At 71.5% G+C, this 13,194-nt stretch carries 14 protein-coding genes; 6 read left to right on the top strand and 8 right to left on the bottom strand.

Translation table 11 applies throughout. The features are described from left to right. The first annotated feature begins 206 nt into the window (after window positions 1-206). Window positions 207-533, top strand: coding sequence for a thioredoxin (trxA, locus tag INN71_RS17955; protein WP_277501667.1), 327 nt, complete (start codon window positions 207-209; stop codon window positions 531-533). Window positions 534-666: 133 nt separating this feature from the next. Beyond that, window positions 667-1,434, top strand: coding sequence for a 1-acyl-sn-glycerol-3-phosphate acyltransferase (locus INN71_RS17950; RefSeq protein ID WP_301800009.1), 768 nt, complete (start codon window positions 667-669; stop codon window positions 1,432-1,434). 548 nt (window positions 1,435-1,982) lie between these two features. Here INN71_RS17950 and INN71_RS17945 read toward each other — a convergent pair. The 8 genes from INN71_RS17945 to rpmH all read right to left on the bottom strand — a co-directional run bounded on the left by INN71_RS17945 (window position 1,983) and on the right by rpmH (window position 7,227). Next, the gene (locus tag INN71_RS17945; protein ID WP_277501528.1) at window positions 1,983-3,002 is read right to left on the bottom strand and encodes a ParB/RepB/Spo0J family partition protein; all 1,020 of its coding nucleotides are present in this window, start codon (window positions 3,000-3,002) and stop codon (window positions 1,983-1,985) included. Further along, complete coding sequence (locus tag INN71_RS17940) at window positions 2,999-3,982, bottom strand: ParA family protein (RefSeq protein ID WP_277501527.1); 984 nt, start codon at window positions 3,980-3,982, stop codon at window positions 2,999-3,001. The genes INN71_RS17945 and INN71_RS17940 overlap by 4 nt, the downstream gene beginning before the upstream one ends. Window positions 3,983-4,175: 193 nt before the next feature. Beyond that, window positions 4,176-4,784, bottom strand: a complete 609-nt coding sequence (gene rsmG, locus INN71_RS17935) for a 16S rRNA (guanine(527)-N(7))-methyltransferase RsmG (RefSeq protein ID WP_277501526.1) — start codon at window positions 4,782-4,784, stop codon at window positions 4,176-4,178. A gap of 63 nt (window positions 4,785-4,847) precedes the next feature. Further along, window positions 4,848-5,414, bottom strand: a complete 567-nt coding sequence (locus tag INN71_RS17930) for a R3H domain-containing nucleic acid-binding protein (RefSeq protein ID WP_277501529.1) — start codon at window positions 5,412-5,414, stop codon at window positions 4,848-4,850. 24 nt (window positions 5,415-5,438) lie between these two features. Beyond that, window positions 5,439-6,470: a membrane protein insertase YidC gene (gene yidC, locus INN71_RS17925; protein WP_277501525.1), complete on the bottom strand. Its 1,032-nt coding sequence runs from the start codon at window positions 6,468-6,470 to the stop codon at window positions 5,439-5,441. A gap of 19 nt (window positions 6,471-6,489) precedes the next feature. After that, window positions 6,490-6,723, bottom strand: coding sequence for a membrane protein insertion efficiency factor YidD (yidD, locus tag INN71_RS17920; protein WP_277501524.1), 234 nt, complete (start codon window positions 6,721-6,723; stop codon window positions 6,490-6,492). Beyond that, window positions 6,720-7,070, bottom strand: coding sequence for a ribonuclease P protein component (gene rnpA / locus INN71_RS17915; protein WP_277501523.1), 351 nt, complete (start codon window positions 7,068-7,070; stop codon window positions 6,720-6,722). The genes yidD and rnpA overlap by 4 nt, the downstream gene beginning before the upstream one ends. A 19-nt stretch (window positions 7,071-7,089) precedes the next feature. Continuing rightward, complete coding sequence (gene rpmH / locus INN71_RS17910; protein ID WP_277501522.1) at window positions 7,090-7,227, bottom strand: 50S ribosomal protein L34; 138 nt, start codon at window positions 7,225-7,227, stop codon at window positions 7,090-7,092. A gap of 506 nt (window positions 7,228-7,733) precedes the next feature. Between rpmH and dnaA the strand changes: the two genes are divergently transcribed. The 4 genes from dnaA to recF all read left to right on the top strand — a co-directional run bounded on the left by dnaA (window position 7,734) and on the right by recF (window position 12,998). Then, a complete protein-coding gene (gene dnaA / locus INN71_RS17905; protein WP_277501521.1) occupies window positions 7,734-9,161 on the top strand; it encodes a chromosomal replication initiator protein DnaA in 1,428 nt (475 codons plus the stop codon). Window positions 9,162-9,645: 484 nt separating this feature from the next. Then, window positions 9,646-10,785 carry a DNA polymerase III subunit beta gene (dnaN, locus tag INN71_RS17900; RefSeq protein ID WP_277501520.1) on the top strand — a complete coding sequence of 380 codons (1,140 nt, stop codon included), beginning with the start codon at window positions 9,646-9,648 and terminating at the stop codon, window positions 10,783-10,785. Window positions 10,786-10,895: 110 nt separating this feature from the next. Continuing rightward, window positions 10,896-11,837 carry a phosphogluconate dehydrogenase (NAD(+)-dependent, decarboxylating) gene (gene gnd / locus INN71_RS17895; RefSeq protein ID WP_277501519.1) on the top strand — a complete coding sequence of 314 codons (942 nt, stop codon included), beginning with the start codon at window positions 10,896-10,898 and terminating at the stop codon, window positions 11,835-11,837. 6 nt (window positions 11,838-11,843) lie between these two features. Further along, window positions 11,844-12,998, top strand: a complete 1,155-nt coding sequence (gene recF, locus INN71_RS17890) for a DNA replication/repair protein RecF (protein ID WP_277501518.1) — start codon at window positions 11,844-11,846, stop codon at window positions 12,996-12,998. Window positions 12,999-13,194 lie beyond the last annotated feature (196 nt).

Here is a 13,194-nt window from a genome sequence, read left to right as displayed (position 1 = left end):
CGCGGCGCTCGACGCCGAGCGCTACATCGCCGACCTGGACCACGCCGCGGTGACGCCGCAGGAGGCCCAGGACGCGGTCGCGGAGTCCGCCGCCGTCGAGACCGTGCAGACCGCCGGCCTCTGACGGGAAGAACCGAGCGCTCCCCGACGTTCCACCACCGACGCCCCGGTCCGCCGGGCGACTCCATCAACGAGAGGAACACGCCGTGGCTGACATCGCCGCTGTGACCGACGCCGAGTTCGAGGCGCAGGTCCTGAAGTCCGACAAGCCGGTCCTGGTCGACTTCTGGGCCGAGTGGTGCGGCCCGTGCCGCCAGGTCTCCCCGATCCTCGACGAGCTCGCCAAGGAGCACGGCGACAAGATCACGTTCGTGAAGATGAACGTCGACGAGAACCCCGTCACGCCGGGCAACTACCGGGTCACGGGCATCCCGACGCTCAACGTCTACTCCGGCGGCGAGGTCGTCAAGACCATCGTCGGCGCCAAGCCGAAGTCGGCGCTCGTGCGCGAGCTCAGCGAGTTCATCGGCTGACGAGCAGCTGCTCCGAGCCGGAGGCCGGTCCCGCACTGCGGGGCCGGCCTCTCGGCGTCCGGGCCCAGGTCGACGCCGCGCCGTTGCAGGCTAGAGTCGATCGACCGCAGCGCCGCAGCCACCGGGAGACCACGTGCTCGACCTGACCTACCCCGCCGTCATCGCCACCGCGAAGCTCTCCTTCCGCGCGCTCGGCCAGCGCTTCCAGATGACGGGCACCGAGCAGGTCCCCCGCACGGGCGGCGTGCTGCTCGCCGTCAACCACGTCGGGTACGTCGACTACGTGTACGGCGGGCTCGCCGCCAACCCGTCGGGCCGCTACGTGCGGTTCATGGCGAAGAAGGAGATCTTCGACCACCCCGTCGGCGGTCCCGTGATGCGTTCGTTCCACCACATCGAGGTCGACCGGGGCGAGGGCGCGGCGTCTGCCGCGAAGGCCGTCGAATACCTCCGCCAGGGGGAGGCGGTCGGCATCTTCCCCGAGGCCACCATCTCGCGCTCGTTCGAGATCAAGGAGCTGAAGACGGGTGCGGTGCGGATCGCGGCGATGGCCGGCGTACCGCTCCTGCCCGTCGTCATCTACGGCACCCACCGCATGTGGACCAAGGACCACCCCCGCGACTTCTCCCGCGGCAAGACCATCGGCGTGCACGTCGGCGCCCCGCTCCACCCGACCGCCGCCGACCCCGTCGCCGAGACCGCCGAGCTGCACGAGTCGATGAAGGCGCTGCTCGACAAGGCGATCGACCTCTACCCCGAGGACGAGAAGCCCGCCGGCGCCTGGTGGATCCCCGCCCGCCGCGGCGGCAGCGCGCCGACCCTCGAGGAGGCCGAGCGCCTCGACGCCGAGGAGAAGCGCGCCCGCGCCGCCAAGCGCGCGGAGAAGCGCCGCGCCTCCTGACAACGACGCTCGGTGGTCGAGGTGGCCGCCCCGTCCCGCGCTGGTTGAGGTGGCCGCCCCGTCCCGCGCTGGTTGAGGTGGCCGCCCCGTCCCGCGCTGGTTGAGGTGGCCGCCCCAGCGGCCCTCGAAACCACCACCCACGGCCCGAGCTGGTGTCGAGGCTCGCCGGAACTCGCATCTCAACCGACGCTCGGTGGTTGAGGTGGCCGCCCTGGCGCTCGGTGGTTGAGGTGGCCGCCCCAGCGGCCCTCGAAACCACCCACGTCCCGAGCTGGTGTCGAGGCTCGCCGGAGCTCGCACCTCAACCGACGCTCGGTGGTTGAGGTGGCCGCCCTGGCGCTCGGTGGTTGAGGTGGCCGCCCCAGCGGCCCTCGAAACCACCCACTGCAGCCCCCGACAAGCGTTGCGGGGGAGCCTCGTAGAGCCGCCGAGCGTCGGGAACGTCCGTCAGGACGTCAGCGCCCGCCGCTCAGAATCGCTCTCACAGAACTTTCCCGGCCCGTTCCTGACGCCCTAAAACGCGTTGGGGGCCTTATGTCGACTAATCGCTAGAGCAACTTGTCGGTTCTATTGCGTGGATCCATGAGGTCGACGATGCGCTGCAGGTCCTCGACCGAGGCGAACTCGACGGTGATCCGCCCCTTGGCCTTGCCCATGTCGACCTTGACGCGGGTGTCGAAGCGGTCCGACAGCCGGTCCGACAGGTCGACGAGACCCGGCTCGGTCTGGCGAGGGGTACGACGTCGTGGCTCGGCCCCGCCGGACTCCTCGCCCATCGCGACGATCTCCTCGAGGGCCCGCACGCTGATGCCCTCGGCCACGACGCGCTGCGCGAGCCGGTCCTGGGACGCCCCGTCGGCGACGCCGAGCAACGAGCGGGCGTGGCCCGCCGACAGCACGCCCGCAGCGACCCGGCGCTGCACGGCGGGGCTCAGGCGCAGCAGACGGAGCGTGTTGCTGATCTGGGGGCGCGAGCGGCCGATGCGCTGCGCCAGCTCCTCGTGCGTGCACGAGAAGTCCTCGAGCAACTGCTGGTAGGCGGCCGCCTCCTCGAGGGGGTTGAGCTGCGAGCGGTGCAAGTTCTCCAGCAGGGCGTCCCGCAGCATGGCGGTGTCCTCGGTCTCCCGCACGATGGCGGGGATGACGTCGAGACCGGCCGCCTGGGTGGCGCGCCAACGCCGCTCGCCCATGATGAGCTCGTAGGCGTCGTCGCCCGTACGGCGGACGACGACCGGCTGCAGCAGGCCGATCTCCTTGATGGAGAAGACGAGCTCCGCCATCGCGTCCTCGTCGAAGACCTGCCGCGGCTGGCGTGCGTTGGGGGAGATCTGGCCCACCGGCAGCTCGGCGAAGTACGCGCCGTCGACCGGAGCCAGTCCGACGCTCCCCTCAGCGCCCGTTCCACGTGAAACACGGCCCGCGGCACCCGCGGCGGTGCCCTCATCAGTACTCTCCGACCCCGCGGCATCTGCGACGGCCGGCGACTCCGCAGCCGGCTGCTCCGGCGCCGTCGGGATCAACGAGCCCAGTCCGCGGCCCAGCCCCCGGCGGGGCGGCTGCTTGCTCATGCCTTGCCTCCGCGCTGGGCGATCTCCCGGGCCGCCTCGAGGTAGGCCATCGCCCCGGTGGACCCCGGGTCGTAGGTCATCACGGTCTGTGCGTACGACGGCGCCTCGCTGACGCGCACCGAGCGGGGGATCATCGTGCGCAGCACCTGCTCGCCGAAGTGCTCGCGCACCTCCTCGGCGACACCGGCCGCCAGCTTGGTGCGTCCGTCGTACATGGTGATGAGGATCGTGGAGATCCGCAGCGACGGGTTGAGGTGCTTCTTCACCATCTCGACCGTCTCGATGAGCTGGCCGAGGCCCTCCAGGGCGTAGTACTCCGCCTGGATCGGGATGAGCATCTCGTGCGCCGACACCAGGGCGTTCAAGGTCAGCAGGCCGAGCGACGGGGGACAGTCCACGATGACGTAGTCGTACCGCCCGTCGCCCGCATCGGCACCCCCCACCAGCGGGTGGGCCTGGATGGCCTTGTTGAGCCGGTTCTCGCGCGCCACGACGCTGACGAGCTCGATCTCGGCCCCGGCAAGGTCGATGGTCGCAGGCACGACGTCGACACGCTCGACCTCCGGGCAGGGCTGGGCCACGTCGGCCAGCGCTGCACCGTCGACGAGCAGGTCGTACGTGCCGAGCGTCCCTCGGTGGTGCTTGATGTTCAGCGCCGTGGATGCATTGCCCTGCGGATCGAGATCGATGACGAGCACCCGCTGGCCGAGCTGGGCCAGGCCCGCCGCGATGTTGACCGTCGTCGTCGTCTTGCCGACGCCGCCCTTCTGGTTGGCGACCACCATGACCCGGGTCTGCGGGGGGCGGGGGAGAGCCATGCGCCGCGCGCCGTCGCGCACCAGCAGGGACGCCTCGACGGCGCGGGCTAGCGGCGTGGTCGCATCGTCCGACGGGGGAGTCGCCTCGGCGAGGTCCCCGGCCGTGCGCACGCGGTACGCCGTGGGCGTCGCCCCGTCGCCCTCTGTTTCACGTGAAACCACGTCAACGTCCCTTCATCACGCCGTGTGGATATCCGGCCCACATCTGTGGACAACGAACGTCTCCAGCGCACAACCACGCGGAATCGCCCTGTGCACAGACGACGCGCGCTCGGCGGCGGGCGACGCCCGGTTCGGGCCCGGGTGGATGGCGTCGACAACCGCGCCGTCCACCGCCCGGACTCGAGGGAACAACCTAGTCAACACACTTCGTCCGCACCACTCGGACGACGGTGGTCGGTGGATCGACGACGCCGGCACCGAACGTCTCGACCGTGGCGCGCTCCGCGGACCAGCGCCGCAGCGCCGACCCCGACTCGGCCACCTCGTCGGCGGCCCGGGAGCCCTTCATGGCCACGAGCTCGCCGCCACGGCGCACCAGCGGCATCGACCACCCCAGCAGCTTGTCGAGCGCGGCGACCGCACGCGAGGTGACCACGTCGAACGAGCGCTCCCCGTGCACCTCCTCGGCGCGGGCGCGCAGCACCTCGACGTTGTCGAGGCCCAGCTCGTCGGCGATCTCCTGGAGGTACGTCGTACGACGCAGCAACGGCTCAATGAGCGTCACCTGGATGTCGGGTCGACGGATCGCGAGCACGATGCCCGGCAGCCCGGCGCCCGAGCCGACGTCCGCCACGGTGTGGGGCTCTGCCGGGAGGGCATCCGCCATGACGGCACAGTTCAGCAGGTGCCGGTCCCACAGCCGGGGGACCTCTCGCGGGCCGATCAGTCCGCGGACGACCCCGTCGACCGCCAACGACGCGGCGTACCGCTCCGCGAGCGGCCAGCGGTCGACAGGGAACACCCCCCGCGCCACCTCGGGCGCGGGGGGTGTTTCACGTGAAACGTCGTCCGACACGGGGGCCGATCAGTTCGGCAGGACGACGACGTGCCGACGCGGCTCGACGCCCTCGGACTCCGAGGACAGCCCGGCCGCGGCGACGGCGTCGTGGACGACCTTGCGCTCGAACGGCGACATGGGGTCGAGCGAGACGCGGTCACCCGAGCTGCGCGCCTCCTCGATGGCCTCGGCCGCCAGCTTCTCGAGCGCCGCGCGACGCTCCGCGCGGTGCCCGGAGATGTCGAGCATGAGCCGCGACCGCTCTCCGGTCTCCCGGTAGACCGCCAGGCGGGCCAGCTCCTGCAGGGCGTCGAGCACCTCGCCCTGGGGTCCGACGAGCTGCGACAGGTCCGCACCGACGATCGAGACCGACGCGCGGTCGCCCTCGACGTCGATGTCGAGGTCCCCGTCGAGGTCCGCGATGTCGAGCAGCTCCTCCAGGTAGTCCGCCGCGATGTCGCCCTCACGCTCGAGGCGGCCCACCCGGGCACCCGGCTCGCCCGCCGCGGGCGCGGCGTCGTCCCGCTCGTCCCCCGCCACGGCGTCCTGGTCCGTCGGGTCGACCGTCTCCGTCGTCTCCGTCACCTGCTCCACTCCTTCGTCCACGCGGTCACCCGCTCAGCGCTTCTTCTTCGTGGGCGCGCTCTTCGACCCCTGAGGACGGGGCTTGGAGCCCGCCGGGGAGGCCTTGGAGCGCTGCGCCTTGGTCTGTCGCTGCGGCTGCTGCCGCGGGCGGGGGGCCGTCTCCGGAGCGGTCTCGACGGCGGTGCTCCCGCCCTTCTCGAGCGAGACCCCGTCAGCGGGGCTGTGTCCCTTCCGGCGCGCCTTCTCGGCGTCGCGCTCCGCCTTCGCCTTGGCCGCCGGCGTACCGGGAGCAGGGTTGCGCCGGATCACGTAGAACTGCTGGCCCATGGTCCACAGGTTCGACGTCGTCCAGTAGAAGAGGACGCCGATCGGGAAGGCCACACCGCCGATGGCGAACACCAGCGGGAGGATGTAGAGCAGCATCTTCTGCTGCTGCGCGTAGGGGCCCGTGAGGGCCTCCGGCGGCATGTTCTTGCTCATCAGCTGACGCTGCGTCGTGAACGTCGTGATGGTCATGGCGATCACGAGGATCGCGGCGAGCACGCTGACGCCGAGGTTGCCGTCGTTGTCGATGAACGTGCGTGCGATCGGGATGCCGAAGAGCTCGGAGTCACCGAAGTTCCGGGCCAGCTCGGTGGTGAGGAAGCCGTGGGCCGTGCCGTTCCGCGCCGCCTGGTCGAGCAGGCGGAACAGCGCGAAGAAGATCGGCATCTGCAGCAGGATCGGCAGGCACGAGGCGAACGGGTTGGTGCCCGCCTCCTTGTAGAGCTGCATCGTCTCCTGGGCGAGGCGCTCGCGGTCGTGCTTGTACTTCTTCTGCAGCTCCCGCACCTGCGGTTGCAGCAGCGCCATGTTGCGGCTGGACTTGATCTGCTTGACGAACAGCGGGATCAGGGCCGCACGGATGACGAGGGTCAGGCCGACGATGGAGAGGATCCAGGTCGCACCGCTGTCCGACGGGAGGAACAGCGAGAACAGCTCGTGCCACGCCAGCATCACCGCCGACACGGCGTAGTACAGCGGCGTCATGATGGCGCCGCCGATGGCACCGAAGAAGTCGAACACGATGCGGAGCTCCTCGATCTCAGGGTCGTGGCGCCGGGTGGCGCTCGGGAACGGGGTCGTAACCGCCGGCCGCCCACGGGTGACAGCGTGACAGACGCCGCACCGCGAGCCACGATCCGCGGATGCTTCCGTGCTGCGTCACCGCCTCGAGCGCGTACGCCGAGCACGAGGGGTGGTAGCGGCACACCTGGCCGTACAGGGGGCTGATGAGGAGCCGGTAGGCCTTCAGCAGCCCGATGAGCAGGTACTTCACGCCGCCACCACCGGCGGGCGCACGCGCTGCACGCTGCGCTCGAGGTCGGAGCGGAGCCGCTCGACGTCGGACTCGGCCGCGGCGGGCAGCGCTCGCACGACCAGCAACCCACCCGCAGGGAGAGCACCGGCGCGGCCCGCGTCGAGCACGAGGTGGCGGAGCCGACGCTTGACGCGGTTGCGCACCACGGCCGGCCCCACTGCCTTGCTCACGACGAAGCCGACGCGGAGGGGATCCTCCGCGTCGGCCCAGTGACACACCAGCGTGCGGGTGCCCGCGCGACGACCGCGCCGGACGGCCGTGGCGAACTCGGCGCCACGACGCATCCGTTGGTCGCGCGCGAGCACGTCCGGCTGCTCGGCGAGCTCAGACGGTCAGGCTCTTGCGACCCTTGCGGCGGCGCGTGTTGATGATCGCGCGGCCGGCACGGGTGCGCATGCGCAGGCGGAAGCCGTGCACCTTGTGACGGCGGCGGTTGTTCGGCTGGAAGGTGCGCTTGCTCACGAGTCTTCTCCGGATCGGGTCTGGGACGATGTCCACCACCGGGGGGAGGTCTCAGCCATCGGCTGGCACCGCCCACCCACGGCTGTGGCCCGTCGGGGACCCCTCCGTGGACATGCGGCACCGGTCGAGACAACCCCGGCGACTTAGGAACGGTACGTGCTCGTCCCGGACGGGTCAAACCGTCGGCACCCTGTGGACAACCCGGCGCGGGGGCGGGCGGCCCGCCGTACCCCGGGGGATCCCCTCCTCCCGCCGGTACGACGCCCGCGGCCCCGCGGGGACCGCTGCGGGTCCGCGTGGGGCGGCCGCCGTACCCCGGATGACCAGCGGGGATGCGTCGCAGATGCCGAGCGTGGGCGCCCGACCGGGGTGCCTCCGCCCCCCGCCGCCCCTTCTTCACAAGCTGTGGACAAGACTGTGGAATCTCCCGGCTCATGAGGCAGGATCGGGCAGCGGACGACAGCGGTCGGCGCCTCCGGACCCCCGGCGCCACGAGGAGGAGCGACATGGAGAACGGCCCCACGGACCTCGCCACGGCGTGGCGGCGGGTGCTCGCCGACCTCCAGGCGCACCAGCGTGCGTGGCTCCACGCGAGCGAGCCCATGACGCTGCACGAGACGACGGCGATCATCGCGGTGCCGAACGAGTTCACCCGCATGCAGCTCGAGGGCCGGCTGCGCTCGCAGATCGAGGACGCGCTGAGCGAGGCGTTCGGGCACGAGGTCCGCATCGCCGTGACCGTCAACCCCGCCCTCGACACGGGGGACGAGCCGGTCGCGACCGCGGCGCCCAGCCGCGAGCCCGAGAAGTCGTCGAATAACCAAGTTGCTTTGTCGATAATTCCGGAGCCCGAGCCGCAGCAGTCCGAGTCGAGCCGGCAGTCGGCCAACCTCGAGACGCGCCTCAACCCCAAGTACACGTTCGAGACGTTCGTCATCGGCTCGTCGAACCGGTTCCCCCACGCCGCCGCCGTCGCAGTGGCCGAAGCGCCGGGCAAGGCCTACAACCCGCTGATGGTCTACGGCGAGTCCGGCCTCGGGAAGACCCACCTGCTCCACGCGATCGGCCACTACGTGCGCAGCCTCTACGCCGGCGCGAAGGTGCGCTACGTGTCGAGCGAGGAGTTCACGAACGAGTTCATCAACGCGATCCGCGACGACCGGCAGGACCGGTTCAAGCGGCGCTACCGCGACGTCGACGTGCTCCTCATCGACGACATCCAGTTCCTGGAGGGGAAGACCCAGACGCAGGAGGAGTTCTTCCACACCTTCAACACGCTCCACAACGCGAACAAGCAGATCGTCCTCACCTCCGACCGCCCGCCCAAGCGGCTCGAGGCGCTGGAGGACCGGCTGCGCAACCGGTTCGAGTGGGGCCTCATCACCGACGTGCAGCCGCCGGACCTCGAGACCCGCATCGCGATCCTGCGCAAGAAGGCGGCGATGGACCGCCTCACCGCGCCGCCGGACGTCCTCGAGTTCATCGCCTCCAAGATCCAGACCAACATCCGCGAGCTCGAGGGCGCACTCATCCGGGTCACGGCGTTCGCGAACCTCAACCGCCAGGAGGTCGAGCTGACGCTGGCGGAGATCGTGCTGAAGGACCTCATCCCCGACGGGGGGGAGCCCGAGATCACGCCGGCCGCGATCATCGCGCAGACCGCGGCGTACTTCGGGGTGGCCATCGAGGACCTCACGGGACCGAGCCGCGGTCGCCACCTCGTGCAGGGCCGCCAGATCGCCATGTACCTGTGCCGCGAGCTCACCGACCTCTCGCTGCCGAAGATCGGCGCCCAGTTCGGCAACCGCGACCACACGACGGTCATGTACGCCAACAACAAGATCAACCAGCTGCTCGCCGAGCGCCGCTCGGTCTACAACCAGGTCAGCGAGCTCACCAACCGCATCAAGATGCAGGCCCGCCAGACCCCCTGACGCCTCGCCCCGCCGCCCGGTGAACTACACGCGTGGAAGATGTGGAGCGCCTGTGCGCCCACCCCGCCTGTCGTCCCCAGCCCCTGTGCACTCGTGGGGACGACGGCGCGACGGACGGCGCAGGTTCCACACCCGCCCCTAGGTACGTCGCGTCGTCCTCCACCGCCGCTCCACAGGGCCGTCGAGCACCTGACCTGGCCGGACGACACTTCTCCACAGAGTGCACAGCACCTATGACCCCTCCCTCCTGACATCCGGATCCGATTCCTCGTCGACCCCCACCCGGCCCTCTCCCTGGGGATGACCGAGGCCCGAGGGAGGCCGACGAGGTCGTCGACGCCGGTGAATGACAGGGATCCCTCCGCCCAGCGGTCCCGCGGCCTCGCCGCACGTGGCAGGATGCGATTCCCACCCGTGCGTGCCGACGTCGTGTGATTCGCATGCCGCCCCGGCCCCGAACGGACCGCCACCAGGAGGACCTGCAGTGAAGTTCCGCGTCGAACGCGACGTCCTCGCCGACGCCGTCGCCTGGGCTGCTCGCAGCCTGCCCGTGCGTCCGAGCGTCCCCGTCCTCGCCGGCCTCCTCGTGGAGGCGAAGCAGGACGGTCTGGTGCTGTCCACCTTCGACTACGAGACCTCGGCCCGCGCCACCCTCGCGGCCGACGTCGTCGACGAGGGCACCGTGCTCGTCAGCGGCCGTCTCCTCGCCGACATCACGCGCAGCCTGCCGAACAAGCCGGTGGAGATGACGCTCGACGGCGCCCGCGTCTCGCTGGTCTGCGGGTCGGCGCGCTTCACGCTGCAGACGCTGCCGGTCGACGAGTACCCCTCGCTCCCCCAGATGCCGACCGCCACCGGCACGGTGCGCAGCGACGTCTTCGCCCACTCGGTGGCCCAGGCCGTCACCGCCGCGGGCCGCGATGACATGCTCCCGGTGCTGACCGGCGTGCGCATCGAGATCGACGGCACGACGATCTCCCTGCTGGCGACCGACCGCTTCCGCCTCTCCCAGCGCGAGCTGGAGTGGGAGCCCCGCACCCCCGACGAGTCGCTCGCCGCGCTCGTCCCGGCCAAGGTGCTCGCCGACACGGCGAAGTCGCTGACCGCCGGCACCGAGGTCACCATCGCGCTGTCGGCCAGCGGCTCGGGCGAGGGCATCATCGGCTTCGAGGGTGCCGCGAACGGTGGGGTGCGTCGTACGACGACGCGTCTGCTCGACGGCGAGTTCCCGAAGGTCCGCAGCCTGTTCCCCAACGAGCACCTGACGGTGGCCACGATCGAGAAGGCCGCGCTCGTCGAGTCGGTCAAGCGCGTCTCGCTCGTCGCGGAGCGCAACACCGCGGTGCAGATGGCCTTCTCCGACGGCGTGCTCACCCTCGACGCCGGCTCCGGCGACGAGGCCCAGGCCTCGGAGTCGATCGAGGCGGCCATCGACGGCGGCGACATCGTCACCGGCTTCAACCCGCAGTTCCTGCTCGACGGCCTCACCGCCATCGACCAGCCCGTCGTCAAGCTCGCCTTCACCCAGGCGTCGAAGCCCGTGGTGATGAGCGGCGTCGTCGACGAGGGCGAGCAGGACCCGGGCTTCCGCTACCTGCTGATGCCGCGCCGCCTGCTCTCCTGACCCCGACGGCGCGCACCGCCCGTTGCGGCGCTGCGTAGCGTCGTACCCGGCGCCCCGCGCCAGCCCCACGCACACACCCCGGACACGACACGCCTGCAGAGGAGCTCGCCATGGAGATCGGCCTCATCGGACTCGGCAAGATGGGCGGCAACATGCGGGAGCGGTTGCGCCGCGGCGGCCACACGGTCGTCGGGTTCGACCGCAACCCCGACCTGGCCGACGTCGACAGCCTCGAGGCGATGGTCGAGGCGCTGCCCTCGCCGCGCGTCGTCTGGGTGATGGTCCCGGCCGGCGGCCCGACCCACGACACGGTCACGAAGCTGGGCGAGCTGCTGAGCGAGGGCGACCTCGTCGTCGACGGCGGCAACTCGCGCTGGACCGACGACCAGGCGCACGCCGAGCAGCTCGGCGCGAAGGGCATCGGCTTCGTCGACTGCGGCGTCTCCGGCGGCGTCTGGGGCCTGGAGAACGGCTACGCGCTGATGTACGGCGGCACCCCCGAGGACGTGGCGAAGGTGCAGCCGGTCTTCGACACCCTCAAGCCCGAGGGCGAGTTCGGCGCCGTGCACGCCGGCAAGGTCGGCGCCGGCCACTTCTCCAAGATGGTCCACAACGGCATCGAGTACGCGATCATGCAGTCCTACGCCGAGGGCTGGGAGCTGCTCGAGAAGGTCGACATGGTCGACAACGTCACCGAGGTCTTCCGCTCGTGGCGCGAGGGCACCGTCATCCGCTCGTGGCTGCTCGACCTGCTGGTCGCCGCGCTCGACGAGGACGAGAACCTGTCCTCCATCCGCGGGTACGCCGACGACTCGGGCGAGGGCCGCTGGACCGTCGAGGCCGGCATCGAGAACGCGGTCGCCACCCCGGCGATCACCGCGGCGCTCTACGCCCGCTTCGTCTCGCGCCAGGACGACTCCCCCGCGATGAAGGCGATCGCCGCGATGCGCAACCAGTTCGGCGGGCACGCGGTCCACACCGCCGCCCCCGCCGGTGGTGACGCGCCCGAGTCCGGCGAGCAGACCGGTACGGCGCACCCCGCCCAGCGCTGACCCTTCGTGCACGTCGCCCACCTCTCCCTCCACGACTTCCGCTCCTACGGCACGCTCGAGCTGCCGCTGGAGGCGGGGGTGGGCGCGTTCCTCGGGCGCAACGGGCAGGGCAAGACCAACCTGGTCGAGGCGATCGACTACCTCTCGCGGCTCTCGTCGCACCGGGTGGCCTCGGACGCGCCGCTCGTGCGCCACGGCGCGGAGCGGGCGATCGTGCGCGCGGCGGTCGTGCGGGACGGCCGCAGCGCCACCCTCGAGGTGGAGATCAACCCGGGGAAGGCCAACCGTGCGCGGGTCAACCGCTCGGCGCTCCCCCGCGCCCGCGAGCTCATCGGCCTGGTGCGCACCGTCGTGTTCGCGCCCGACGACCTAGCGCTGGTCAAGGGCGACCCGACGGAGCGGCGCCACTTCCTCGACGACCTGCTCGTGCTGCGCTCGCCGCGGTACGCCGGGGTGCGCGCCGACTACGACCGCGTGCTGCGCCAGCGCAACACGCTGCTGAAGACGGCCGGCGGCGCGCGGCGGGGCGCCTCGCTCGACGCGTCGCTCGCCACCCTCGACGTCTGGGACTCCCACCTCGTCGAGGTCGGCGCCCAGCTGCTCGCCGCGCGGGTGGCGCTCGTGCACGAGCTGCGTCCCTACCTCGCGCAGGCGTACGCCGCGGTCGCGCGCGGCGCGGGTCGCGACGCGGCCGACGTCGTCTACCGCTCCTCCGTCGAGCTGCCCGAGGGCGAGGACCGGCCGAGCGCGGCGTCTCTGACGGAGCCGTTCCTCGCGGGGCTCGCCGAGCGGCGCAAGGACGAGCTCGACCGCGGCCACTCGCTCGTCGGGCCTCACCGCGACGACCTGCTCTGCACGTTGGCGTCGGCGGACGTCCGGCTGCCGGTCAAGGGCTACGCCTCGCACGGGGAGTCGTGGTCGTTCGCGCTGGCGCTGCGGCTGGCGTCGTACGACCTGCTGCGCGACGACGGCGACGACCCGATCCTGGTGCTCGACGACGTCTTCGCCGAGCTCGACGCGGGCCGGCGCGACCAGCTCGCCGAGCTCGTCGCCGGCGCGGAGCAGGTGCTCGTCACGGCCGCCGTGGCCGAGGACGTGCCGCCCGCGCTGGCCGGCGCGCGCTACCGCGTCGCCGGCGGCGAGGTGCACCGTGAGCCCTGAGGTGCCCGAGTCGTCGGATGGGACGGGCGAGGCGGACGAGGCTGTCCCTACAGGTGGGGATAACCCTGGGGATAACTCGCCGGAGGGGAGCGACGACACCGGCGAGGACTCCCACGACGCCGCCGGGCTCGACCTGGCGCGGGCCGCCGCGCGCGCCGCGGCCGCCGCGGGCGGGCCCCCCGGGCTGCCGGGCGGT

Origin of the sequence: Nocardioides sp. ChNu-153 (genome assembly GCF_030466625.1) — a bacterium.
Taxonomy (GTDB): domain Bacteria; phylum Actinomycetota; class Actinomycetes; order Propionibacteriales; family Nocardioidaceae; genus Nocardioides.
The sequence above is the reverse complement of the archived record's forward strand: the minus strand, read 5'-3'. Positions and strand labels throughout refer to the sequence as shown.

Coding starts and splice junctions, on each gene's coding strand:
- INN71_RS17945 (WP_277501528.1), bottom strand. CDS start 3,002: ATGAGCAAGCAGCCGCCCCGCCGGGGGCTGGGCCGCGGACTGGGCTCG.
- dnaA (WP_277501521.1), top strand. CDS start 7,734: ATGGAGAACGGCCCCACGGACCTCGCCACGGCGTGGCGGCGGGTGCTC.
- gnd (WP_277501519.1), top strand. CDS start 10,896: ATGGAGATCGGCCTCATCGGACTCGGCAAGATGGGCGGCAACATGCGG.